Genomic DNA, 24,337 nt, shown 5'->3' on the forward strand with positions numbered 1-24,337 from the left:
ATTAATCTCTTAATTCTTTTCCAGTTAAGTGTAAGAAAATTTCCTCTATACTATTTAATCCACTTTCCTTATATTTTTTCTTAAGTTCATCTTTATCACCTTGTTCAATGATTATACCTTGGTCAATTATAATTAATCTTGAGCAAATGGACTCAACCTCTTCCATATAATGAGATACATATATTATTGTTGTTCCTTCATCTCGCAACTTTTTTGTTACTTCCAATATATTATTTCTTGACTGAGGATCTATACCAACCGTTGGCTCATCCATTATTAATAATTTGGGTCTGTGCACTATTGAACAAGCTATATTAAGACGTCGCTTCATACCACCTGAAAAAGAATCCGGATAATCCTTTCTTTTCTCCCAAAGACCTACATGATCTAATGCTTCTTGAACATTTATTTTCAACTTACTACCACTTAAGTCATATAGGGAACCAAAGAATTTTACATTATCATAAGCTGAAAGATCCGAAAAAAATGCGATATCTTGTGGGACTAGACCTAGTTCTTTTTTGAATTCTCCTTTATTTTCTTTAACATCCTTATTTTTAAATAATACCGCACCTTCATCCATATTCAATATTGTAGCGATCATATTTATTGTAGTGCTTTTTCCTGCTCCATTAGGTCCTAGAAATCCAACGATTTCCTTAACTCCAATATCAAATGTTATTCCTTTTACTACCTGCTTTTCTCCAAAACTCTTTTTTAATCCCTTAATTTCTAAAATTTTTTCCAATTTCATTACCTCCTATATAAAACATTATATATACAACGTTTAGTATTTATATTTAAAATTTAGCAATGAATTATCATTGCTAAATAAATTTTTATTTTATTTTTAAAATTAAATATATTTTACTACTTATTTCCAATAACAGTTATTAGTTTTTCTAAAGCGTCTTTTGCATCATATGAATTATTTAATATGATATCCTTTAATTGATTTACACTTGCTTTATTGATATCAATATTTTTTTTATCCTTATCTTCCATTTCACTAAAGTGAAAATTCTTGATCATAACTTCATTTTTTTCACTCAATTTATAATATAAATCAAATTCTTCAATTAAGGCTTTACACCATTTGAGCTCATATTCATAGTTACATATTGTCATATCGAAGGAAATTTTCTCAACTAGTGGACTGTCACCATTGATTTTTATATTTCTCCAGTAATTCCAATATTCTAAAGTTTTATTAAGCTCTTTCATATGTGCTTCAATTATCTTAATAGCTACATCCTTATCTAGTTTATTAAATGTGCTTGGTAGAATAAATTTGTCTATATTCAAAGGAACTAGTGGTTTATCTAGCTCTTTTTCAATAGCTTTCTTAAGCTCGTTTTTTCCTAAATCTGTAATTCTGTAAATTCTTCTTATTCTTGAGCCTCTTGTCTCTTCTCTTACTAGCTCTATCTCGCCAGCTTTTTCCATCTTGCTTAAAGCATAATATATAGAACCAGCTTTAATGTTAGTCCAGTTATCAAAACCACTTGCTTGTATAAACTTTTGAATTTCATATCCATGTGTATCTTTAATGTTTAAATAAAATAAAATTAGTATTTTAACCATGTCTACTCCTCATATAGTATATGAATTTTTGTGATATTAAAATTACATAAGTAACCTTTAATATTACAGTATACTAAACGTTGTATATTGTCAATATTATAATTATTTTTCAACTCATTATGAAAATGAGTTAATATACCAATTATGTATTCTGTTTTTTTTTAAAACATATTGATTTTTAGTATCAATACACATATAATGAATATGAATTCAAATTCATTATATTGAAATAGGAGGTATTATGAAGGGTACTAATTTTACTAAACCAGAAAATAAAAAGGACTTAAAAAGAAAGATTATTATTGAAGCAGCTACAAAGGTCTTTTCACAGAAAGGATACATTGATTCTTCAATAAAAGATATTACTGATGAAGCATCTGTAGCAGTAGGTACTTTTTATTCGTACTTTAATAATAAGGAAGAAGTATTAGAACAGATCTACGATGAAATTTCCGATATGAGTCTGAAAATCGCTTCTGATGTTTCTATGGGTGAAAATGATAGTGTTACTAAAAAATTCACTCTAGCAATGACCTGTGCAATTTGCACATATGTAAGCAATAAAGAGTTGTCAAAGTTACTATTTGTAAAATCTATGGCAATTAATGAATCATTAGAAAGGAAACGTTGGGAGACATTAGATAAGACAAATAGTTATTTAAAAGGCATATTGGAACATTTAAATGAAGTCCACTCATTCGGTATCAATGATATCAACGTGACTTCGATTTTACTTACTAATAGCATATTTGGTGTTATAACCTACTGGATTGATGAAAGGCTTACAAGTAATTTGAAAGATATGATTTTTTCTTTGTGTACTTATCACCTTAGAGCATTGAATATTGATTTCACAGATAACGAGGTAAATAAATATATCAATGAGGTGCTCATATCAGATTATGAAGAACTTCTGAAATAGAAGAATTTAAATTTATGGAGGTAATTATAATGCAAGAATATAGGACAAAGGAAACTTATGGTGATTTTTATGAAAATGAGGGCAAGCCCCTAGTTGTTATTTTAGGGGGTAGTAGATCTGGACTTCCATCGCCCTTAAGTGAAGACTTATTGGATTATTTAAAGCAAAATTATAATGTTTTACTACTAGCATATTTTGGCGTTGGGGATCTCCCTAAGACTTTAGAAAGTATTTCAATGGAATACTTTGTAAATACTATTAGTTTTGTAAAAGAAAAGCATAAAATAGCTGATAATCAAGTAGTTCTTATTGGTCAATCTAAAGGAGGAGAAGCTGCCTTACTATTATCTAATTACATGGAATCAGCAATTACTATTGCTTGTGTCCCTAGTTGCTATGTATTTCAGGGTTTGCCAGTTACTCCTTCTAACATGAAATCTCCTAAATCTTCATGGTCATTTAATAATTATGATTTACCATATATTAAATTTTATTTAGATGAAAATGTTATGAAAGAAGCAGAAAAAAAGAATTATTGTAAATGTTATGAAATGTCTATAGAAAATAATTTAAATAAAGATGCATTAATCAATACTAACAACTATAAAGGAAAAATATTATTGCTTTCAGCTGAAAATGACAATTATTGGCCAAGTAAAAGGATGAGTAATATACTAGTTAAAAATAGTAATAACAAAGAAAATATAAATCATATTGTTTTAGAATTAGAGGGACATTACTTTTTAAACTATAAACAATCAGTTAATGAAATAATTAACTTTTTAAAGATAAATGCAACCTTCTTAGCTTAGTATTTAAGCCGACTTTGAAGAGCTATTTTATTTTGGAATAGGCCTATATTGTAACTTCTTAAAGTATCACATACAATTAGAATGGGACATGCAATATAATAAGATGTTATATTGAATTAAAAGTATCCATTCAAAAGCGTAATTGCTCAGTTAAATTTCACTAAATGCTTAATAAAAAATTACTAGCTCTTAAAAGTTAGTAATTTGTTACAACACCTTATTTAGTTGTTAGTTTTACATATTTAATACTATATTGATTAGTTATAGCTGTTTCTTGTTGTGTTTTCTTATAAGAAGCACTTTAGATGTTTCTACTTGCTGATTAACTTTTTTGTTGATTTTATTATTATAATGTATTTGTGCTACATTGTTATATTTTTTATTAGATGATTGCTTAAGAAGAGCAACATTATGATTTAATTTATGGCTCATTAATATTGGTATACAAAAACATGTTATTATGGTGCCTGCTACCAATAGAGTAGTAAGGCGCCTTTTCTTAGTATTTAACTTTTGAATATTATTAATTGAAGAAATTTGATAATCCTCTAAACTCTCATATATATCATGACTACAATAATGACAATAAGGTTCATTTTCATCTACTTCATTACCACAATTTTTGCATATAATCATTTTAAACCTCCACTTTTCGTTATTTAATTTGTTTTTTTTATATAGCATAGAAAAACATAATTATTCTACTACCCTTTTAGAAATAGTTTTTAAATTATTCCACCTAAATTTAATTTTATATTATATCCATTATATTAGCACTTCCGATTATTATTTCATAGAATTAAAAAATGCTTTTAAAGTAATTATACCATTATGTTCCACGTAAAATAAGTAACATACAATATAAGAAGATGTTTTTTTTGAATCAAAAGTATCCATTCAAAAGCGTAATTGCTCAGTTAAATTTAACTGTGTGCTTAACAACACATATAAACCAATGCTTTAATAAAAACAAAATCTAAATCAATTGCCACTATTTCCTTTTGGGTATGGTCTTAGTTATACAAGCTTTTAATATTCAGACATTAATTTGTATAAAAAAACAATGTATTACAATGAAAGTTTAAAGGTGTCTTTTAAAATTAAAAATACGGCAAAAACAGCTGGAAAAGAGATAGCGCAGTTAGATATGTGGTTTGAAGAGATTTCTGAGACTTGGATGCCTTCATCAGTTAAAGAACGACAATTGTATTTATATTATAAATATGCAGAGGATAATCTAAAAAAGGAACAAATATTATTTATTAAAAATTTGCCATTCGAGTGTTCATTGTTACAATGATTAAGAAAAGGCTGAGTTTTACGTAAAAGTAAGCTCAGCCTTTCCTTATTTTTAAAAAAGCATATATTTATGATACTTCTTCTAAATTGGGGGTAATCTCTCCACGAATTTCTGCAGCAGTATGTATTTTATAATTTTTAAACATAATAGACCCTATGTAACCACTAAAAATACTAACTATAATACAACCCAAGGCTGTTATTAACACTTTAGAAGCTGGGTTATATGCAAACATTACTGCGAACCCTGCTATAGGGGTTGCTGTTCCTGGAGAATTATTTACAAGTCCCATTAATGCAATTATTACTCCACATAAAGAACCACCTATAAAATTAGTTACATAAATTGGTATGGGATTTGCTGAGGTTATATCAGCTTGTGTTAGAGGTTCTATAGCGACTGAAATTGTATCTTTTTTACTTCCAAATTTCATTCTTGAAAATAATACGAAATTCATAAATGATGAACCAAATACTGATAATGCGCCTATAGCCATAGGGGCACCGGTAAGCCCAAGCATTGCGGTTAAAGCCATTGAACTAAGAGGTGCAGTGGCAACAACGGTTATTGTTCCTCCAAGTACTATACCCATTATTATTGGGCTAGAACTTGACGCGGAAGTTAAAATTCCACCAATATTTAATAGTGTCGAATTTACTATAGGGGTCATACAGTTTCCTATAAATCTAGTTAATGGAGCTGCAAAAACAATTATAACTATTAAATCTAAGCCACCTGGTAATTTCTTTTCTAGATATTTAACTATAAATGACATAAAGTATCCAGCTATAAATCCGGGTATGATACCAAGACCAGAACAAGATAGCCCAAGCAATACTGCATATATTGGTGAAACACCAAGAGCTAGAGGTACAAGTATTGCAGCGGCTACTCCTCCTAAACTACCATTAGATAAACCAACTTGTTTTAAAAATCCTATGTTTAATACATCACCAAAAAATGCAGAGTGAAAAGCTTCAACTAAAAAGCTTGCACAAGCAGCACTTGCTAGTGCACCCATCGCTTTCATTCCGTGAGGTGCTTTGTAACTAAAAAGTGTAAATAAAGCTAATACTAATAATAAAAGACCAGTTCCTATTAAAATATTCATTAATTTTCCCTCCTTATAATTTCAAATTTATTTTTTTGAAAACACCTTATCTTTAAGTGCTAGACCTGTTTTAGTAATAGCAAGGCCACCAAGAGCTGTTTCTCTTAAGGAAGCTGGTAATTCTATGCCTATTTTATACATTGCAGATAATGTATCATCAAATGGTATTTTTGAAGAAACACCAGCCATAACTAAATCCGCGGTAGAAAGTGCACTAATTGCACCAGCTACATTCCTTTTTGCACAAGGAATTTCAACTAGCCCTGCAACTGGATCACAAACAAGTCCTAATACATTTTTAAATACGATTGCACCAGCATTTAAGCTCATCTCTGGTGTTCCTCCCATCATTTCAACAACTGCAGCTGAGGCCATGGCAGCGGCCGATCCACACTCTGACTGACAACCACCTTCTGCACCTGCAAAAGTTGCATTCATTCCAATAATCATACCAACTGCAGAAGCGGCAAATAATCCTTCAATCATTTCATTTGTACTTTTTCCAAGCTTTTCACCAGCAGTTAATATTACGGCTGGAAGTATCCCACAGGATCCAGCTGTTGGACATGCTACTATTCTACCCATAGAACCATTAACTTCTGAAGAAGATAACGCCATAGCCATCGCCTTTACAGCAGTGTCTCCTAAAAGTGATTTACCAGATTCTAAATATTTTTGCAGTTTATAAGCATCTCCACCTATAAGACCGCTTAATGAATAAACTTCTTTTTCTCTTCCAGAAAGAGCACCTTGTCTCATTACATCAAGAGTTTCTTTCATATGCAGAAATAATTCTTCTCGCGTGCTATCCTTTTGCTTCATTTCAAGATTTATTGCATATTCACTTAATTTTATATTTTCTGTTTTACATATTTCGATAAGTTCACTAGCTGACTTTGCTATCATTATGTTTTCTCCTTGTTTCTGGATTAATAACTATTACTTTGTTTATTCCAGTAATTTTTTTTATATCTTTTACTAAAGAATCGGGAATAGTACTATCTACTTCAAAAGTCATAGTTGCAGATTTTCCTTTTTCGCCTCTGACAAGTTTTAAAAAAGCGATATTAATTTTATCCTCATAAATAAGGTCTGAGACTTTTGCTACTGTTCCTTGAATATCATCATGACAAGTGATAATAGTAGGGTATTCTCCAGTTATAATAACGCTATTTCCATTTATTTCATTTATTTCTACATTGCCGCCACCAATAGACGAACCCATTATTTCAAAATAATTATTATTAACATCTGTTATTAAAAATTTAACTGTATTTGGATGTACTTGTCCAAGATCATACTCAATAAATTTTATTTTTAAGCCTTTACTTTCAGCAATTGAAATAGAATTTCTAAGATCATCATCACTTGGTTCCATTCCAAGTATGCCAGCAACTAGTGCTCTATCAGTTCCATGGCCTTTGTAAGTTTTACCAAAAGATCCGTGAAGTAAGAATGTAACCTCTTTAATATCAGTACCAACAATAGTTTTTGCTATTTTACCAAGTCTAGCAGCACCCGCTGTATGAGAAGATGATGGACCGACCATTATAGGACCTAGAATATCAAAGACACCAAAATTTTTCATGTTAAGTATTTCTCCTTTCCGCAATGTAATACAATTTACATATTTAAACTTGTTATTCTTTTGAAGCTTACTTGCTAAATTAAATGAGTAACCGTTTTCTTTTACATTATTTTAAGATCATAATGTTAATGAACCTCACTCCCACGCTTTTATTATAGAAGCAACATTTCAAAAATACTCAGTTAACATCAAAAAAAATATCTAAGGATCTAAATATTTTTAATATTTAGATCCTTAGATGTCTGGGAAACGCTAAAATTTTTAGTCCATTTCACAATTAAGTAAAATTCCCTCAAAAAATTTGTTTACGGATATTTTTCCACCCGATTTTTTTATTCCTTTAATATGATCCATTTCAGCTTTAACACTTGAAAAATTAAAAAGAACATTTGAATAAGTACAAAAGGTTTCATTCATTGTATCTTCAATCCCTAAGTTTGCAATATTCTCTAGTCCACCTTTAATCGATCTTCTAATCCTTTGTTTTATAATTTCAGGATTCTCTCCAAAACAACTAAACAGTTTTTCTAAATTACACTCAGAAAAAGATTTTTTGTTTTCAATAAGGTAAGTACATATTTTGATTATATCGGTTGTTCCCTTTTCACCAAGCATTCCAAGTATACTTAAAATTTGTTTTATTTCCTTTATGTTACTATTTATATCCTTATCTGGCTGTACAGAACTTTTTAACATTTCTTTAATATTAGACAACATCATTCGCATTTCAATTTTTTCTGCAACTTTTGATGTAACTTTTTCTACTTCAATTTTATTTATGGGTTTCTTTATAAAAAACTCTATGCCTGATTTGTATGAATCTTCAACAAGTGTCTTATCTAAAACTTGAGATATCATGATAAAACTAATATCTGGTCTTAAATTTTTAAGCTCACGTACAAGAGTATTCCCATCCATTTTAGGCATAAGAAGATCTACAAGCACAATATCAGGGTTTAATAAAAGTATTTGATTAAAGGCTGTTTCTCCATTGCTAGAACTACCTATAACTTCAAATGAATTATTTTCTTCTATTATATTGGTAAGTATTCTTACTATACTTATATCATCATCAACTATATAGTATCTCATACAGATACTCCTTCCATTTTATCTTGTTTTATTTTTATAACAAATTCAGTTCCTTTTCCGGTAATGGAATGAACCTCTATAGTACCCGAAAAAATATCATTAACAATACCTTTTACATGGGCAAGCCCTATACCCCTACAAATGTCACCAGTTTCTCTGTTAAATTTAGTTGAGAATCCAGGATTGAATATATATTCGATATCTTTTTCTTTTATGCCTTTACCATTATCAGATACAACAAAAATACACTCTTCTTGGCTTTTCCTAATTAAAATTTTAACATATCCATTTTTGGGCTTATCCATAGCCTCTATTTTATCCATAGACTCTATACTATTATAAATAAGGTTTCGTAATATGCAAACCAGATAAAAATGCTCAACTACATTAAAATTATTCTTTATTTCAAATTCTAAGCTTACATTAGAATTATTTCTTTTTATATATTCCCTTACATCCATTCCAATAATATTTACTATATCTTTAATATCCATTTTAACCTTATCCGTTTTTTCACCAACCATTTCTTCTAAACCTTTTATAACACTTATATAATCTTTTTTTATTTCATGCACGTCTTTTGCTATATCAAGAGAAAGGTTTTTTAGTTCAGAAGGATACTTTTGCTGCGATATTGTTTTGTAAAGTAGATATGCTTTTTTCATAACATCTTCAATATCTGAATTATTTTTGTTCATAAAATATATTTCACTTTTCATACTTGAAGTCATTAAAATTAATTTTCTATATCTTTCTTCGTGTTCTTCCTTTATTAGTAAAGACTTATAATATTTTAAGAGTAATATTATACATACTGCAATTATTGCTCTTACAAAGGCTATAATTGCTAGATCTTGAAACATTATATAACTGTATCCTCTAAAATGCATCATTGTACTTATTTCTATAATATTTGAAAACAAATCACATAAAAATGCACAAAAGAATAAGTCCGTAATGCCTTTCTTTTTCTTTTTCCAATACAATAAATAAAATAATATACCATATGAAAAATAAAACAAAACATTTGCCCCTATAAACCCAATAGTAGTGTGAAGATTGTTAGTATCTAAATATAAGAATATTCCCCTATAAAGTGGATAAATGATCCCAGTTACAAAAAGAATTTCTATAGGATTAAATTGTTTATAAAAATAAAGAAAAACAGGTAATATAACAACAGAAAGGGCTACTATAAATCCTGGCATAAAAAAATTTATATTAACTTGAGACGCCAAGGCAACCCCTATAGCAATAGTAAAAATATATTTTATTTTTTTCATTTTATTAAATACTTCTTAAAACTAGACTTATCTTATTTTTCATAATATTTTGCTCCTCAAAACTTCATATTTTAAACTTATTATATAACCTGTGTAGCTATTTATCACATAAATTGCTACAATATTAAAACTTCAGAAGGAAATTTATGCTCCCCTGAAGTTTTTTATTATTTTCAAACAGAAATTTTACCCATAGCGGCTACTATTATCATAATAATAGCTACTATAATTATAACTGCCATAGCCAATTTTTCTTTAATATGTCCGCATTCTTTATTATAACATTATCTATTAAATAAAGTTCTTGCCTTCAAATTATTTGTTTACTTTATGAATTTTATACATTTGTTTTGTAATTGTAATGAACCCTTTTATTTCATCGCGTACATTGTTTTTATGCCATGCAATTCCATAGGAAATTAAATCACTTATATCCATAGGAATAATGGAAAGCTCAGGGTCTTCGGTGCATACAAAGTCCGGCATTACTGCTATGCCAAGGTTGCCCTTAATCATAGTATAGCCGATGAGTGGACCATCACCAAAATAAACCATGGAAGTTGGACACTTCTCCTGTATATCCTTTTGTACACGTGCCATTTCGGAGGGACATTTCAGAGGGTCTAAGAGAATAAGGGATTGATTTTGAAGGTCATCTATTTTAATGATAGCTTTGTGAGTTAGTGGATGGTCTTTAGGTAAGACGCAGACAAATCTTCCGGTAAAAAGCTCTTCATAATCAACATCTGATAAATCTTGAATACTTTCTTTTACAGTGAAATTTAAATCAAAATTATAATTGGTAAATAAATTTCTTTTCTCTTTAAAATCAGATATTTTTAAATACATATGCACATGTGGAAATTTTTCTTTAAATATACTTAATATGTTTGGAAGGTATTTTACCTCTGCATTCCCATCATAACTAATTGAGATATTAGATTCGAATTCCAAAGAGCAGTGTCGTGCCTTTGCTATTGCAGTATTTGTTCTTGTTAGAATATCTTTCATATCATTATAGAAGGAAACTCCGGCTGGAGTAAGTTCTACTTTTCTCTTTGTTCTAATTAATAATTTTAATCTGAGTTCATCTTCTAGAGTATTAATTTGATTAGTAACAGTAGGCTGAGTGATATATAAAAGTTCCGCAGTTCTAGAAAAGCTGAGGGTTTCAGCTAGATTAACGAAACATTCAAGTTGTTTAATGTGCATATTAATTTACCGCCTTCACTTATAGAAGTTTTCTATTAATAATAACATATTTCGATTTCTGTTCCAATAAAAAAAATGTTAAGATATTAACAAATAAGATATTACTTGATGTAAATGTTTGAGTTTAGCCAACGGCTTATTACATTATTTATTCGATTAATACCTTTAATTAAAAACAAATGGAGGGAAAAAATATGCGTTATATTGTTACAGGATCAGATGGACAACTAGGAGGAAGAGTAGCTTCAAATATGTTGAAAGAGGTATCTGGAGATCAATTGATTTTTACATGCCCAGATAAAAGCCGTTTAAGAAAAGAACGTTTAGATCTTTGGGAAGAAAAAGGTGTCACAATTAGAGAAGCAAATTATGACAACAAGGAGCAAATGATAGAGGCCTTCAAAGGTGGAGATCGTATTTATATGGTATCTGGTGTAATAATAGGACAAGAACGTGTAGAGCAACATAAAAATGTAATTGATGCTGCTATTGCAGCTGGCGTAAAACATATTACATATACTTCATTTTTTGGTGCTAACCGTCCAGAATACAAACAATACGTATTGCCAGATCATACAGCAACTGAAAAATATTTAATTGAATCTGGTGTAGATTATAATATTATGAGAAACAATCTTTACTTAGAAAATTACTTACTTAATTCTGTTATGATGGCTAATTTAGATAATAATAGATGGGTTACTACAGCAGGAGAAGGAAAGGCAACATTTATTGCAAAAGATGATAGTGGTCGTGTTGCTGCTGCATTGCTATTAGGTAAGGGAGAACATAATAAAGACTATGATGTGACAGGTAAATTAGTTAGTCAACATGAAATTTGTGATATGATTAGTAAATTGTCTGGTATTGATTATGAATATATAACGCTAAATGAAGAAGAATATTATGATTATTTAGATTCAATATATATTCCTCGTACTTCACATGGAAATTATTCAAAATCACCTGTACCATGGTGTACTAATGATATGGTAACAAATGAATCAGGTATTAGAGATGGTTTAATGGCAGATGAAACGGATACTGTTGAAAAATTAACTGGCAGAAAGCCGGTAGATCCTAAAGATTTATTAGAAAAGTATAGTTTTGTATGGAAAGAAAAAATAACTACTTATTGGGATTTAGGTAAAGTTCAATAATAGATATAAATGGTCCCGTAACATGTGGAAATATAGCTAGTGTTATATTTCCACATGTTTTATTGTTTAGACCACCATTATCATTTTTTTGTAACGTAAATCTAGAAAATATCATAGCGGACTAAGCTTTATAGGATGCTTATGTTAAGTCCTTGGCATTTCAAGCAAGTCGGGTAGCAAAACAAATTATGTTTACAACTTGTTCACGACCAACGGGGGTTCTAACATATAAATAAATATGTTATTTTTAATTAAGAGTGGTTTTTCTCCTATATTTAGGGCTAAAATTCACTTTTTATTCCATTATCCAAGAAAAAACATACTCCATATTCAAAGGCAACTCTAGATCCGGCTTAGATGCCGTATTAAAATGACCTTTAATACCTTTTTCTTTAAGTGAAAAATCAAAGTGTGCTGCGGCAATCCCCATATCTACTCTTTGGATATCGTAGGGGAATCTATCGCTATATCCAGGTTCTTTATATTCATAAAAATGGAAGTCACCATCTTTAAGAAGTATTCTCCATGGCTGTTTATTTGATGCTGATGGTGCTAATCGAACCATTTCTAGTGGAAAGGCAAGACCATCGGCTTCTTCACTCGTAAGAGGAGACTTAAAATCATTTTTATAAAATAATTGATCCCATTCTTTACGCTTATCTGCTTGAATCATTGTTCTCATTTCTATCTCTTTTTCATGCTTAGTGGCGGCGGCGTATCCATAAGGTGTTATGATTGGGAATAATTCTCCCTCATTAATCTTCATAGCATCTGCAAAGCCTTCACGATCGAAGGTTCCTCCGAGCCAGCAAGTTCCAAGACCAAGATGTTCTAAATAAAGAACTACTGCTTCCAATTCATATCCCAATGCTTCGAGTGCCATTGGTTCTAATTTAATAGTTGTCCCGATGTATTGCTTTGCACCTTTAATAACGCCGTAGGTTCCAAGTTTTTCTTTGTTTTTTATGTCCTTGTCATCAAGATAGTGAAACCTGACTTTAATTCCAAATGGATTATTCAAAGAATCAATAAAAGATTCAATAGCTTTTCTTTTAGCCGGTTCAATTTCTATTCCCTTATAGTTTCTTACACTGTATCTTTTTTTTACTACATCTTCAATTGAAAAATCAACATTCATTTATTATACCTCTTGTAAAATATATTTAGGTTATTAAAGGCAACCTATAATCCTTTCTAATAATGCGATGTATTAATTGAGTTCAATTACATTGTATACAATTAAAAATGCATTGTCAATAAAAATAAATTTAGATTTACAAAAAGATGTTAGCATACACTTTTATGTTTTTTTATCCACTCGTATATATTCTTCTGTTAGAATTCTCCTTTGGCTATACCTAATCCTAAATCTATTAATTCATTTAGCTAATTCTTTAAAAGCATCTAAATTTTCAAATAATATTCTATCTGCAATTGTCTCTAGTTTTTCTTCCTCTGATATTGCCACTTTGCTAAATTCATCAAAATCTAAAAGAATATATTAATATTTTAAACATCCATTACGTTGTAGATTTTTTAGTATATTTAAATTGAATAAACATTCTCATTATGGATTTTAATAAAATTATTAATAAAAAACATGAAGGTGTATAATTAAAAGAAAATACCTCAGCATACGATAAAAAACTTAACGTTAATAATAAAAGCCCTATTATTAAAGAGCTAATTTTATAAGCATTTAATAATAATAATAGTTGCCTTTTAAGTAAACTTTGCTTCAATTTTTACTATAAGTATGTTCTTGTTCAAATATATAGAATATTAATACAAATTTCAAATATTTTAACATAACAATGTTTAATTTTAAATACATCCTAAACCTTATATGCTATACTTTAATTGGTTCTAAACCTTCATCAGAGTTGGAAAGTTCTCATATTTGTAAATAAAATTTAATTGAATAGTAAAGAAAGATAACTTTTATTTGATGTTAATATAAGAGTGTTAATATATACAAATATAGTATTAAATGCTAAATTAGGTATAAGTATATGCTTATTTTTGATTGAGTTTAAAGGGGGACATAATAATATGAACAATATTAAGAAGATTTTAGCAATGAGTTTAATAGTAGCGCAATTAAGTATACCAGCTTTAGCTGTGAATTTTACAGTACCCGAGTTTTCTATACTAATAGGATCTTCGGTTTATGAATTACAATATGCTAATGATTCTAAAAATGCAAGTGCTATAAGTGAGGCTTTAGTAAATAGTGAAGGTGATATTTATATCCAAACAAGTAAGGGAACATGGATTAGTAATTCTACTGGACTAACCGTTGCGAAAAGCTTAATAGATAATATTACAATAACAAACTTTAATGGTAAAGCTATTGAGAGTACAGATTTTGAAGATAAGGCAGCACTGTTAATGGGCTCAATAAAGTATAAAGTAAATGATGAAAGTTCTATAGCATTTATAGATTTAATACAAAGTGAGTCAAAAATAAACAATGTTAAAGCGGAAAATGCATTACTTTTAGCTAAAGGTATATTAAATGATGATATTTTCAAGAAATCATACCTTGAGGTTAAAAGTGATAAAGCAGCTACACTGATTGCTGATAAAAAATATAAGGAAGCTGCAGAGGCTTATGCTACATGTGTTAAGTATGGTATAAATATTGTAAATAATACGGGGTATATTAATGCTCTAAGCAAATATGCAGATTCAGAACTTGTAAAAAAAACAAATTTGAATGAAGAAGATATAACTAACTATTATAGTGTCGGTGATATAGATAATGATGGAACTCTTGAAGTTGCAGTATTTGAAAGAAATTATTCTTCTGAGAAATATATTCCGAGTAATATACAATTATTTAAATATACTAATGGAGAATATAGTCTTTTTAGTACAGTGCAAACTAATGCAGAACGTTGTATGAGTATAAATATTTCAAAAGCTAAAGATGATATAAATGGAGTCTTTGTATCAGGCATTATGGGTATGCACAGCGGATCGCAGTCTCTTTATATAATTAAAGCTGGAGAACTTACTCCAGCAATAGATAATATATATTCAATTTATCCTTCTAAAATTAAAGATATTGATGGAGATGGATTACTAGAACTCTCTTCTTTAGAAAGGGATCCTAAGGATCCAGATTCTAGCGATGCAACGTGTTCTAAAATATTAACATGGTATAAATGGGATGGTGCAAGTGGTTTAACTACAGTAAAAAGTGGAAAAGCAAATTAGTGAATCTGCCGCATTAACATTAGGTACTATCTACAAGTTTATTTTATATAACACAAATATTAAAAGTAGCTAAGATTAAATCTTAACTACTTTTTTCATACACAACATATGGCCATTCAAATCTATTAATAATTAATCCCTTTAATAAGTTAAATGAGATATAATGTGTATAAAATGCTAATATCGATTGTAGTGAAACTTATATAAGAGGGGGGTATTTAAAATAATGGATGAAAAAAAAGGTAGTGCCATTGCATTGTTACCATTAGGGATATTTATGGTTCTATTTCTTGGTGTTTCAATTATAATGAAGGACTTTTATAAAATGCCTGTAGTTGTAGCTTTAATAATTGCATCTACCATAGCCATACTTCAAAACAAAAAAATACCTATAGAATTAAAAGTTGAAAGATTTTGTAGAGGTGGTGGAGACCCAAGTATCATACTTATGTGTTTAATTTTTATTTTAGCAGGTGCTTTTGCTGAAGTCAGCAAATCTATGGGAGCTGTAGATTCTACTGTAAATTTAGGACTAGCTATTTTCCCACCTAATTTTATAGTAGCTGGTATATTTATAATTGGTTCTTTTATATCTATGTCACTTGGAACTTCCGTTGGAACAATAGTAACTTTAGGACCTATTGCAGTTGAGATTGCACAAAAAACAGGGTTACCTATAGGGATTTTAATTGCGGCTGTAGTCAGTGGTGCTATGTTTGGTGATGGATTATCTATGATATCGAATTCTACTGTAGCTGCTACTAAAACTCAAGATTGTGAAATGGTAGATAAATTCAAAGCGAATTTTAAAATAGTACTTCCTGCAGCTATTATAACATTACTTATATATGCATTTTTAACTGGTGGTATGCAAATCAATCATTCAGGAAGTTATAACTACCAATTAGTTAAAATATTACCTTACATAGCTGTACTGGTAGTAGCTTTAACAGGATTTAACGTAGTCTTAGTATTAGTTGGAGGTATCATATTAGCAACTATAATAGGTCTTATTTACGGTTCATTTAATATATTTATGGTACTTCAACTTTGTGCAAAAGGTATCGCAGGTATGGAGGACATATGTATAATATCCATACTAATTGGTGGCATAGGTGAATTAATAAAATTCAACGGTGGTATAGATTTTTTATTAAATACAATACAAAAGAGAATTCACTCCGAGAAAGGTGCTGAATTTGGCATTGGTATATTAGTTAGTTTAGTAGATTTATGTACTGCTAATAACACTGTTTCTATAATTATAGTTGGTTCACTAGCTAAGGACTTATCTGAAAGATATGGTGTAGATAAGAGAAAAAGTGCTAGCCTTTTAGACACTTTTGCTTGCTTTGTACAAGGATGTATACCTTATGGTGCCCAACTTTTGGTTGCTTCTAGTCTTGCAGCAATTTCACCATTTTTAATAATGAAATACCTTTGTTATCCATATCTTTTAGGCATTTCATCAGTATTTGCTATAATACTTGGTATACCTAAATTTAAAACTCCAGCTAAAGGTGCATTAAAGCTAGAAGAATAAGACTCTCATCCTATGCGAGTATAAAAAATTAATTCAAAATAATAAAAGATGAAATTAAAGAGCTATTCTTTCATCTAAATCATAGTATTCCATTAAGGATTTAGATAAAGGTAAAAGAACTATATTGAAATTTTTACATAAGATATCAATTCCGACTTGATTGTTGCTATAAAAGGCGCAATCTATTTCATTATTTCCTTTATATTTTGGTTTATATTCTTGGAATATTTATTAATTTTTTGATGTAAAATGGTAAACCGAAAATAGTTTATGTCAGAGATGAATATATAAAAGATTATTTAGAAAATTGTTTGGATTTGTTTCATATATTTTAGATAAAAAAGGAGATATGAATCTTATAAATTTATGATAGATAAGCATTAAAGGGCATAACTCGCTATCGGTAAATACATATTATTCTTAAATCCTGCTTTTCTCATCTTCTTATTATAATCCAGTATTCTATCAAATTCCTGTTTTGGACTCTCGTATTTAGATAATAACAAAGCTGATAAAATGATATTAGAAGTCCCTCTATAATTGGAAAATATTCCTGTATTTTGATTAATATACTTTCTCACATCTTTTATCTTTTCTTTATCAAACTCTCTGTTATTTAATGTATAAGTCAATGCAGTAAAATGATTAGTTAAAGATCCTTCCCATTTATACTCGCTAGATACTCCTTGAAACAAATTTATCAACCTATCTAGTTTTTCTTTTACCAATTGATCCATAGAAAATATCCCCCCTTACATCTAATATTTATTTAAAGACTATTATACAACATCTCTATATTTGAAATCATCTCTTCGAAATAATCTTTCTAAAATATTTAAAGATATACAAAATTGAATTTTCGGATACAGTCTTTAATTTAGGCTATTAAAAAGCCCCTCGAAATTTACTCGAGAGGTATAAATGAATTCTAGGTTGATATTAAAATTTGTTAAGCTGCATCGATTTCGTCTAGAGTTTTACCTTTAGTTTCAATACCACCTAAAGCAACCACTACGGCAACTGCTGCGAACACTATAGTTAGCATAATAAACACATAAGTGAAGCCAGCCTGCTTACCTTTAGTCTCATACACCACTCCAACGATATAAGGAGCGGAGATGGCACCAATACGCCCAATTGCAGCTGCCCAACCGGTTCCGGTGCCTCTAATACGTGTGGGATAAACTTCTGGCGTATAAGCGTAGACCGCACCCCAAGCTCCTAGACTGAAAAAGTAAAGTAGGCATCCAAAAACAAGCACAGTAGCTGCGGATGTTGCTTGACCAAATAAGTATGCGGACACTGCAGTTCCTGCTAAGTAGCTTACTAAAACCGCTTTACGACCAATCCTTTCTATTAGATACGCCGCACTGTAATATCCGGGTAACTGAGCAATGCTAATAATTAATGTAAATTGGAAACCCCTTACTAAGCTGAAACCTTTGCCGACAAGGAGAGTTGGAGTCCATAAAACAAACCCATAATAACCAAAATTAATACCTAACCATAAAATCCATAAGACAAGGGTACGCTTAAAATAGGCTTTAGACCATAAATCCGAAAGCTTAGAACTACCAATTTTCTCATTTTCTAGCTGACTGGGTACAGCCACTTTATTATTATTTACTCCGGCTTGTTGCTCCATTTTACTTACAATTTCATCTGCCTCTTTGAAGCGCCCTTTTTGTTCCAGGAATCGAGGAGATTCCGGAATGTTCCTTCTCAGATAGGCTGCATACAGTGCTGGTATTCCTCCCAATAAAAAGCCAATACGCCAGCCATAAATAGGAATCAAGAGGTAAGAAATTAAAGCTGCAACAATCCATCCCCAAGCCCAAAAGCTCTCTAACAACACAACCATTTTACCACGTGATTTAGCGGGTGAGAATTCACTAACCAAAGTAGATGCTGCTGGCAACTCTCCGCCCAAGCCTAATCCCGTTAAAAACCGGAAAAATAACAATAGGCCAAAGTTAGGCGCGATGCCAGATAATATACTAGCTAATCCATATAACACAAGGGTAAACGTAACGACCGTTTTCCTACCCCATTTATCAGCAACCATTCCAGCAACTGCCGCACCAATAGCCATTCCAATCGCCGAAACACTGCCCAATAAACCTAAATCAGTGGGAGTAAGTTTCCACACCTTTCCAATTGAAGCCATCACACCGGCGACCATCCCTTGATCCATGGCATCAAACAACCATCCGATACCTACTAAAAACAGCACTCTCCAAAGCATGGGTGTAACTGGCAGTCTTTCAATTCTTTTCGAAATACTACTCATTTAATTAATCTCACTTTCTTTTTTGATTTTTTATAATTTCATACATATTAGTAACTTTTATCCTTTTGTATAATATAACTGACATAGCTATGACAATAATAGCTTCCTTCATAAATACTTATAATAATATATATTATATAATTTAATCATTTATATAACTAGTGTATATACATATATATATACACTAGTTATAGTATAGTATATACATATATATAAATGCAATAGTATATTAATTATTTAAAAAAATAAATTCCACCATTATATTTTTTTCTGTGCCGTAAACATCATAGCTAATCCCCATACAAAGAATAGCCCAAAGCATATCACATCATATACAGTATTTGATGTGAGTTTAATAATAACCATCATCAGTATCATTCCTATTCCCATTATAATACATGCTTTACCCATTTTTTCTGTATAAGATCTGAATGTGTGCTTATTAAAGTAAACCTATATGGGAATTATGTATGCATTTTAAGGCTATAAAATGTTTTGCAATACCAACTTCACCTGAAGTAATAACATCAGTAAAATATTGTTTAATACCCATTATTCCAATTCTTATCTAGAGTTAGATCACCTTTAATAATTTTATAATACTCTCCATTAATTGCTAAATCTGAAGTGCCTATAAAATATATTATCGTTGGATGTTTACTATTGGTATAAAAATACACACTAGTCGTTGTAGGTTGGAAGTGAAACGAACAAGCTATGTTGCTACAACTAACTGTGATATAATTTAAGTAACAATGATAACCTATTTTGGGAAAATTGTTGTTTAAATATGGTGTTTAGGACTATAGCTTAATTTGAAGAGGCACAAAATGAAAGAGCAATTAGGTGCAACAAAAATGACAGGTGAAAATAGAGCAGAACTTAAGGCAAAATGCAGAAGAGGGGTGCAGTTATGGAAACTGAAGTAGAAGAGTCAGCAATAAAACCAATAAGAAAGCGTAAGAAAATTGTTTTGGGTATTATAATTTCTATATTTATTTTGCTTATTATATACTTTGGGATGGCGTTATATTTCATGAATCATTTTTATTTTGGTTCTGTAATAAATAGCATTAATGTTTCGGGTAAAAGTGTAGAAGATGTAAATAAACAAATGGCATCTGAGATTCAAACATATAAGCTAAACATAAAAGAACGTGGCGGTAAAAATGAACAGATTAGAGGAGTAGAAATTGGCTTAAAGTATGATGCGAATGCTGATTTTAAAGTGTTTAAAGATAAACAGAATCCTTATAAATGGATCTGGGCAGTTTTTAATACGAAAGATTCTAAAATGATAGCAAAAGTTAAATATGATAAAGATTTATTAAAAGAGAAATTGGGCAGGCTTTCTTGTTTTGATAGTAGTAAAGTAGTTGAACCTAAAAATGCTAGCTATAAATATACAGAGAAGGGTTATGTAATTGTTGATGAAATTATTGGAAACAAGGGAGATAAAGACATCTTATATAATTATGCCATAGATGCAGTGAGCACTGGCAAAACAATAATAGATTTAGATTCAATTAATTACTATGTTAAGCCAAAATATACTTCTAAATCTCTGAAGGTAGTTGCTACAAGGGACATGCTTAACAAATATGTATCTTCAAAGATTACATATACTTTTGGGGAAGATAAGGAGATTTTAGATGGGGCTACAATAAATAAGTGGTTTACAGTTGATGAGAATAATGAAATAACATTTAATGAAAAGTACGTTGAAAGCTATATGGACGTACTTGCTAGTAAATATAATACAGTTGCTAAGACGAGAAATTTTGTTTCATCATCAGGGAAGAAAATTAACATTGGTGGTGGTAGTTATGGCTGGTCAATTAATAAGGTTAAAGAAACTAAAGATTTAATTTCAATGATAAAGCAAGGGAAGTCTATAGAAAAAGAACCAGCATATTATCAAACCGCATTAGCTCGGGGTAATGATGATATTGGAAATACCTATGTAGAAATAGATCTTACAGGGCAACACTTATGGTTTTATAAAAACGGAAAACTAATAACACAAGGGGATGTTGTCACAGGTAAGGCTGGATCTGATAAGACTAGAACACCAGGTGGAATTTATAAGATCGATTATAAAGAAACAAATGCAACTCTTGTAGGTGAAAACTACGCTTCTCCTGTGAAGTTTTGGATGCCTTTTAACAAAGGAATAGGAATTCATGATGCAAGTTGGCGAAATAATTTTGGGGGAGAGTTGTATAAGACCGGTGGATCCCATGGGTGTGTAAATTCACCATATGAGGTAGCAAAAACAATATTTAATAATATAGAGGTAGGCACTCCAGTTGTTTGTTATTAGTTTTAAATACAACTAGTAGTATCTTGTTTTATTATAAAAACATTTGCGAAGTACTTTTACTAATATTCTTTATACTTACATCAATATGCGTGTATAAATATACAAATATAAATGTCTTAGAATAAAAAGTAGAAAATAAAGAACGAATTTATATTTTATAATAAAACCTAAAAAACAATAAAAAGGTGTATCAAAATGATTAGAAAAATCATTTTGATACACCTCCTTTTTATTGACCAATTTGAACTTCTCAAACATTTGTTGTTTGCTCTTATACATCCTATACCAACATTATAGCTTTTTTCTTATGCGATAAACTACTATTTAAACTGCATAAAAGGTGTCTGTTTATTATAATTTGTAATTGACTATAAAAACTTTTTCATTTCTTCAACATTTTGTTGCTCGAACTTTAACAACCTATTCGCTATATCTTTTATATCTTGAGTGGCATCTTTATATTGTTTAAGTCTTTTTGTAATATCAATAATCCCCATGGTACTACCTTGAATTAGCATTTCAGATATATGAGATGGGGTTTTATTTGTTAGTGTCTTAATATTAATCATTATATATGAAGTTATTTTAGTAAGAGTTCCTATGCCTTTAGATGACTCTTGTGTATCTTTAATTTTATTATTTGTTATATCAAATATTTCAGTGTACTCTTTCAGTTGTGACTCCAAATTTTTTCTGTATGGTTCATCTTTAACAATATCAATTAATTCACTAATTGTACTTTTGCCCATTTCAGCATTTTGATAAATATAGTCTAAAAACTCAATGTTACTATTCATTAATATCACCTCATTAGTATTATTTGCATAAAAAGAATATCTATCCATAATAAAGGTTTTTATTTTTTATTTTGATATAAAGTGGGTAATTAGGTGAATTGTAAACCGAACATGCTAACAAGGTTGACAAAGTTTCGCTTTTGTTATATATTTTGATTATAGGGGGACTAATTAATGAATTATATAACAGATAAACTTATAAAAATTAAGGATAAAGGATTATATAGAGAACTTAGATACATTGATACAGCGCAATTACCTAGGGTTAAAATTGAAGGAAAAGATTTTATACTTTTAGGATCAAATAACTATTTAGGTCTTTGTGATGATTTTAGGTTAAAAAAAGCTGCTATTGATGCAATCAACAAATATGGTGTTGGGTCAGGTGGTTCTAGATTAACCACAGGAAGTTATGACCTACATAAACAATTAGAGGAAAAGATTGCATCATTTAAAGGGACTGAAGCAAGTTTAGTTTTTAATACTGGATATATGGCTAATGTGGGTATTATTTCAGCCTTGTGCGATGCTAGCTGGGTAATTTTTTCCGATAAATTAAATCATGCCAGTATTATTGATGGCTATCGGTTAAGTGGTGCAAAACTTATAAGGTACAAGCATTGTGATATGAATGATTTATTAAACAAAATAAATAAGTATAAAGGAAGTAACAATTTAATTGTAACAGATGGTGTATTTAGCATGGATGGTGATATTGCACCATTGCCAGACATTGTGAAAATTGCAAAGAAATTTAACATGATGACAATGGTAGATGATGCACATGCTACCGGGATCTTAGGTAAAAATGGATCAGGTACAGCATCATATTTTGGTTTAGATAATGAAATTGATATCATTATGGGAACGTTAAGTAAAGCTGTTGCTTCAGAAGGCGGATATGTAGCCGGTAAAAATGATTTAATTAATTATTTAATAAACTCTGCAAGGAGCTTTATTTATTCTACAGCTTTATCCCCTAGTACAATCGCAGTTTCTATAAAGGCACTAGAAATTATTGAAAAGGATGAGGAAAGAAGAGTTAAACTATTAAAAACCTCAAACTGGTTTCAAAACCAACTTAAAGTAGCAGGATTTAATGTAATGGAAACAAAAACCCCAATCATTCCCATATTAATTGGAGAAGTAGACAAGGCTGTTGAATTCAGCAAAAAATTATTATCACAAGGCGTATATGTACCAGCCATTCGACCACCTTCTGTACCACGAGGAACAAGTCGTTTAAGAATTTCTTTAATGGCAACACATTCAAAAGAAGATTTAGAAGAAGCATTGGTTAAAATTAAAGAAATAGGAAAAGAATTAAAGATTATTGGGGGCTTATTATGAATAAGCCCTATTTAATTATGCTACCTGGCTTTGGAATGAACAGTTGTGTTTGGAAAAGAATTAGTGGATTTTTATCAAAGGATTTTGAATTGATTTTTATTGAATGGGATGACATTAATTTATTAGATGGGTTTAAACAAAAGATAATAAATATTATAGAAGAAAAACAACTTTCATCTTTTTCATTACTTGGATGGTCACTCGGATCATTAGTAGCGGAGGAAATTGTTTTAGATAATTTGTGGAATATTAATAACTTAATTTTGATTGGAGGTACAAGCTCTTTTATTCAACATAAAGAAGAGGGGTACAATTTAGGGTGGAATAAAAGAATTGTAGAAAGAATGAAATCTCAGCTATATAAAAATACGAAAGCAACACTCTTTAATTTTTATGAGTCGTTGTTTTCAGATGGAGAAAAGGAAAAGGGATATAACACGGAATTTTTAAAGATAATGGAAGATAACATTAAAATTCAGTCAGTAGATTCCTTGGCATTGGAGCTTGATTATTTAATTCAAAAAGATTTAAGAAATAAATTAGTAGATGTAAATATTCCTTTATTAATGATTCATGGTGAGGAAGATAAAATATGTCCAATAGAGGCTACTTTATATATTAAAAATATATTAACACATTCTAACATAGAAGTTATAAAGAGTGGAGGTCATATCCCATTTTTCACAAATCCTCATGATTGTTATAATTTCATATCAAAATTTATAAAAAAAGACCGATAAAGGGAGAG

Annotated in this window: 22 protein-coding genes; 9 read left to right on the forward strand and 13 right to left on the reverse strand. The window is 30.0% G+C overall.

What is annotated here, in order from left to right; all coding sequences use genetic code 11:
* Position 1 precedes the first annotated feature (1 nt).
* Both KPL54_RS11120 and KPL54_RS11125 read right to left on the reverse strand, forming a co-directional pair.
* On the reverse strand, positions 2-748 hold the full coding sequence (locus KPL54_RS11120) for an ABC transporter ATP-binding protein (protein WP_216106651.1): 747 nt from the start codon (positions 746-748) through the stop codon (positions 2-4).
* A 122-nt stretch (positions 749-870) separates the two neighbouring features.
* The gene (locus tag KPL54_RS11125; protein ID WP_216106652.1) at positions 871-1,584 is read right to left on the reverse strand and encodes a PadR family transcriptional regulator; all 714 of its coding nucleotides are present in this window, start codon (positions 1,582-1,584) and stop codon (positions 871-873) included.
* 241 nt (positions 1,585-1,825) lie between these two features.
* On the opposite strand from KPL54_RS11125, the gene KPL54_RS11130 reads away from it, so the two are divergent.
* Positions 1,826-2,506: a TetR/AcrR family transcriptional regulator gene (locus KPL54_RS11130; protein ID WP_216106653.1), complete on the forward strand. Its 681-nt coding sequence runs from the start codon at positions 1,826-1,828 to the stop codon at positions 2,504-2,506.
* Between the two features lie 29 nt (positions 2,507-2,535).
* Positions 2,536-3,318: an acyl-CoA thioester hydrolase/BAAT C-terminal domain-containing protein gene (locus KPL54_RS11135; RefSeq protein ID WP_216106654.1), complete on the forward strand. Its 783-nt coding sequence runs from the start codon at positions 2,536-2,538 to the stop codon at positions 3,316-3,318.
* Between the two features lie 261 nt (positions 3,319-3,579).
* Here KPL54_RS11135 and KPL54_RS11140 read toward each other — a convergent pair whose 3' ends face one another.
* Complete coding sequence (locus KPL54_RS11140) at positions 3,580-3,954, reverse strand: zinc-ribbon domain-containing protein (protein WP_216106655.1); 375 nt, start codon at positions 3,952-3,954, stop codon at positions 3,580-3,582.
* A gap of 451 nt (positions 3,955-4,405) precedes the next feature.
* Here KPL54_RS11140 and KPL54_RS11145 point away from each other — a divergent pair, with 451 nt between their 5' ends.
* A complete protein-coding gene (locus KPL54_RS11145; protein ID WP_216106656.1) occupies positions 4,406-4,618 on the forward strand; it encodes a hypothetical protein in 213 nt (70 codons plus the stop codon).
* Positions 4,619-4,685: 67 nt separating this feature from the next.
* On the opposite strand, the gene KPL54_RS11150 is transcribed toward KPL54_RS11145, so the two are convergent.
* The 6 genes from KPL54_RS11150 to KPL54_RS11175 form a co-directional block, all read right to left on the reverse strand.
* Positions 4,686-5,729 carry a PTS sugar transporter subunit IIC gene (locus KPL54_RS11150; RefSeq protein ID WP_216106657.1) on the reverse strand — a complete coding sequence of 348 codons (1,044 nt, stop codon included), beginning with the start codon at positions 5,727-5,729 and terminating at the stop codon, positions 4,686-4,688.
* A gap of 27 nt (positions 5,730-5,756) precedes the next feature.
* Complete coding sequence (gene sdaAA, locus KPL54_RS11155) at positions 5,757-6,635, reverse strand: L-serine ammonia-lyase, iron-sulfur-dependent, subunit alpha (RefSeq protein ID WP_216106658.1); 879 nt, start codon at positions 6,633-6,635, stop codon at positions 5,757-5,759.
* Positions 6,616-7,317 carry an L-serine ammonia-lyase, iron-sulfur-dependent subunit beta gene (gene sdaAB / locus KPL54_RS11160; protein ID WP_216106659.1) on the reverse strand — a complete coding sequence of 234 codons (702 nt, stop codon included), beginning with the start codon at positions 7,315-7,317 and terminating at the stop codon, positions 6,616-6,618. The genes sdaAA and sdaAB overlap by 20 nt, the downstream gene beginning before the upstream one ends.
* 261 nt (positions 7,318-7,578) lie before the next feature.
* Positions 7,579-8,409, reverse strand: coding sequence for a DNA-binding domain-containing protein (locus KPL54_RS11165; protein WP_216106660.1), 831 nt, complete (start codon positions 8,407-8,409; stop codon positions 7,579-7,581).
* Complete coding sequence (locus KPL54_RS11170) at positions 8,406-9,692, reverse strand: sensor histidine kinase (protein WP_216106661.1); 1,287 nt, start codon at positions 9,690-9,692, stop codon at positions 8,406-8,408. Before KPL54_RS11170 ends, KPL54_RS11165 begins: the two co-directional genes overlap by 4 nt.
* A gap of 315 nt (positions 9,693-10,007) precedes the next feature.
* On the reverse strand, positions 10,008-10,904 hold the full coding sequence (locus KPL54_RS11175; protein ID WP_216106662.1) for a LysR family transcriptional regulator: 897 nt from the start codon (positions 10,902-10,904) through the stop codon (positions 10,008-10,010).
* A gap of 194 nt (positions 10,905-11,098) precedes the next feature.
* On the opposite strand from KPL54_RS11175, the gene KPL54_RS11180 reads away from it, so the two are divergent.
* The gene (locus KPL54_RS11180; protein ID WP_216106663.1) at positions 11,099-12,064 is read left to right on the forward strand and encodes an NmrA family NAD(P)-binding protein; all 966 of its coding nucleotides are present in this window, start codon (positions 11,099-11,101) and stop codon (positions 12,062-12,064) included.
* A 295-nt stretch (positions 12,065-12,359) separates the two neighbouring features.
* On the opposite strand, the gene KPL54_RS11185 is transcribed toward KPL54_RS11180, so the two are convergent.
* The gene (locus tag KPL54_RS11185; protein WP_216106664.1) at positions 12,360-13,202 is read right to left on the reverse strand and encodes a nitroreductase family protein; all 843 of its coding nucleotides are present in this window, start codon (positions 13,200-13,202) and stop codon (positions 12,360-12,362) included.
* Between the two features lie 914 nt (positions 13,203-14,116).
* Here KPL54_RS11185 and KPL54_RS11195 point away from each other — a divergent pair.
* Positions 14,117-15,286, forward strand: coding sequence for a hypothetical protein (locus KPL54_RS11195; RefSeq protein WP_216106665.1), 1,170 nt, complete (start codon positions 14,117-14,119; stop codon positions 15,284-15,286).
* A gap of 226 nt (positions 15,287-15,512) precedes the next feature.
* Entirely contained in the window at positions 15,513-16,829 is a 1,317-nt protein-coding gene (locus KPL54_RS11200) for a Na+/H+ antiporter NhaC family protein (RefSeq protein WP_216106666.1), read from the forward strand.
* 380 nt (positions 16,830-17,209) lie between these two features.
* On the opposite strand, the gene KPL54_RS11205 is transcribed toward KPL54_RS11200, so the two are convergent.
* Positions 17,210-17,566: a DUF4003 family protein gene (locus tag KPL54_RS11205; protein ID WP_216106667.1), complete on the reverse strand. Its 357-nt coding sequence runs from the start codon at positions 17,564-17,566 to the stop codon at positions 17,210-17,212.
* A 212-nt stretch (positions 17,567-17,778) separates the two neighbouring features.
* Entirely contained in the window at positions 17,779-19,119 is a 1,341-nt protein-coding gene (locus tag KPL54_RS11210) for an MFS transporter (protein WP_216106668.1), read from the reverse strand.
* 913 nt (positions 19,120-20,032) lie between these two features.
* Here KPL54_RS11210 and KPL54_RS11215 point away from each other — a divergent pair.
* The gene (locus KPL54_RS11215; RefSeq protein ID WP_216106669.1) at positions 20,033-21,442 is read left to right on the forward strand and encodes a L,D-transpeptidase family protein; all 1,410 of its coding nucleotides are present in this window, start codon (positions 20,033-20,035) and stop codon (positions 21,440-21,442) included.
* 368 nt (positions 21,443-21,810) lie between these two features.
* Here the strand turns inward: KPL54_RS11215 and KPL54_RS11220 are convergent, their stop codons facing one another.
* A complete protein-coding gene (locus KPL54_RS11220; RefSeq protein WP_216106670.1) occupies positions 21,811-22,239 on the reverse strand; it encodes a hypothetical protein in 429 nt (142 codons plus the stop codon).
* 174 nt (positions 22,240-22,413) lie between these two features.
* On the opposite strand from KPL54_RS11220, the gene bioF reads away from it, so the two are divergent.
* On the forward strand, positions 22,414-23,589 hold the full coding sequence (gene bioF, locus KPL54_RS11225) for an 8-amino-7-oxononanoate synthase (protein WP_216106671.1): 1,176 nt from the start codon (positions 22,414-22,416) through the stop codon (positions 23,587-23,589).
* The gene (locus tag KPL54_RS11230) at positions 23,586-24,329 is read left to right on the forward strand and encodes an alpha/beta fold hydrolase (protein WP_216106672.1); all 744 of its coding nucleotides are present in this window, start codon (positions 23,586-23,588) and stop codon (positions 24,327-24,329) included. Before bioF ends, KPL54_RS11230 begins: the two co-directional genes overlap by 4 nt.
* Positions 24,330-24,337: the final 8 nt, after the last annotated feature.

The organism is Clostridium estertheticum (assembly GCF_018861295.1).
Lineage (GTDB): Bacteria > Bacillota > Clostridia > Clostridiales > Clostridiaceae > Clostridium_AD > Clostridium_AD estertheticum_D.

Excerpts from the sequence above, each read along its gene's own strand:
- KPL54_RS11125 (WP_216106652.1), bottom strand. The coding sequence starts at position 1,584 with ATGGTTAAAATACTAATTTTATTTTATTTAAACATTAAAGATACACAT.
- KPL54_RS11130 (WP_216106653.1), top strand. The coding sequence starts at position 1,826 with ATGAAGGGTACTAATTTTACTAAACCAGAAAATAAAAAGGACTTAAAA.
- KPL54_RS11135 (WP_216106654.1), top strand. The coding sequence starts at position 2,536 with ATGCAAGAATATAGGACAAAGGAAACTTATGGTGATTTTTATGAAAAT.
- KPL54_RS11140 (WP_216106655.1), bottom strand. The coding sequence starts at position 3,954 with ATGATTATATGCAAAAATTGTGGTAATGAAGTAGATGAAAATGAACCT.
- KPL54_RS11150 (WP_216106657.1), bottom strand. The coding sequence starts at position 5,729 with ATGAATATTTTAATAGGAACTGGTCTTTTATTATTAGTATTAGCTTTA.
- sdaAA (WP_216106658.1), bottom strand. The coding sequence starts at position 6,635 with ATGATAGCAAAGTCAGCTAGTGAACTTATCGAAATATGTAAAACAGAA.
- sdaAB (WP_216106659.1), bottom strand. The coding sequence starts at position 7,317 with ATGAAAAATTTTGGTGTCTTTGATATTCTAGGTCCTATAATGGTCGGT.
- KPL54_RS11165 (WP_216106660.1), bottom strand. The coding sequence starts at position 8,409 with ATGAGATACTATATAGTTGATGATGATATAAGTATAGTAAGAATACTT.
- KPL54_RS11170 (WP_216106661.1), bottom strand. The coding sequence starts at position 9,692 with ATGAAAAAAATAAAATATATTTTTACTATTGCTATAGGGGTTGCCTTG.
- KPL54_RS11175 (WP_216106662.1), bottom strand. The coding sequence starts at position 10,904 with ATGCACATTAAACAACTTGAATGTTTCGTTAATCTAGCTGAAACCCTC.
- KPL54_RS11180 (WP_216106663.1), top strand. The coding sequence starts at position 11,099 with ATGCGTTATATTGTTACAGGATCAGATGGACAACTAGGAGGAAGAGTA.
- KPL54_RS11185 (WP_216106664.1), bottom strand. The coding sequence starts at position 13,202 with ATGAATGTTGATTTTTCAATTGAAGATGTAGTAAAAAAAAGATACAGT.
- KPL54_RS11195 (WP_216106665.1), top strand. The coding sequence starts at position 14,117 with ATGAACAATATTAAGAAGATTTTAGCAATGAGTTTAATAGTAGCGCAA.
- KPL54_RS11200 (WP_216106666.1), top strand. The coding sequence starts at position 15,513 with ATGGATGAAAAAAAAGGTAGTGCCATTGCATTGTTACCATTAGGGATA.
- KPL54_RS11205 (WP_216106667.1), bottom strand. The coding sequence starts at position 17,566 with ATGGATCAATTGGTAAAAGAAAAACTAGATAGGTTGATAAATTTGTTT.
- KPL54_RS11210 (WP_216106668.1), bottom strand. The coding sequence starts at position 19,119 with ATGAGTAGTATTTCGAAAAGAATTGAAAGACTGCCAGTTACACCCATG.
- KPL54_RS11215 (WP_216106669.1), top strand. The coding sequence starts at position 20,033 with ATGGAAACTGAAGTAGAAGAGTCAGCAATAAAACCAATAAGAAAGCGT.
- KPL54_RS11220 (WP_216106670.1), bottom strand. The coding sequence starts at position 22,239 with ATGAATAGTAACATTGAGTTTTTAGACTATATTTATCAAAATGCTGAA.
- bioF (WP_216106671.1), top strand. The coding sequence starts at position 22,414 with ATGAATTATATAACAGATAAACTTATAAAAATTAAGGATAAAGGATTA.
- KPL54_RS11230 (WP_216106672.1), top strand. The coding sequence starts at position 23,586 with ATGAATAAGCCCTATTTAATTATGCTACCTGGCTTTGGAATGAACAGT.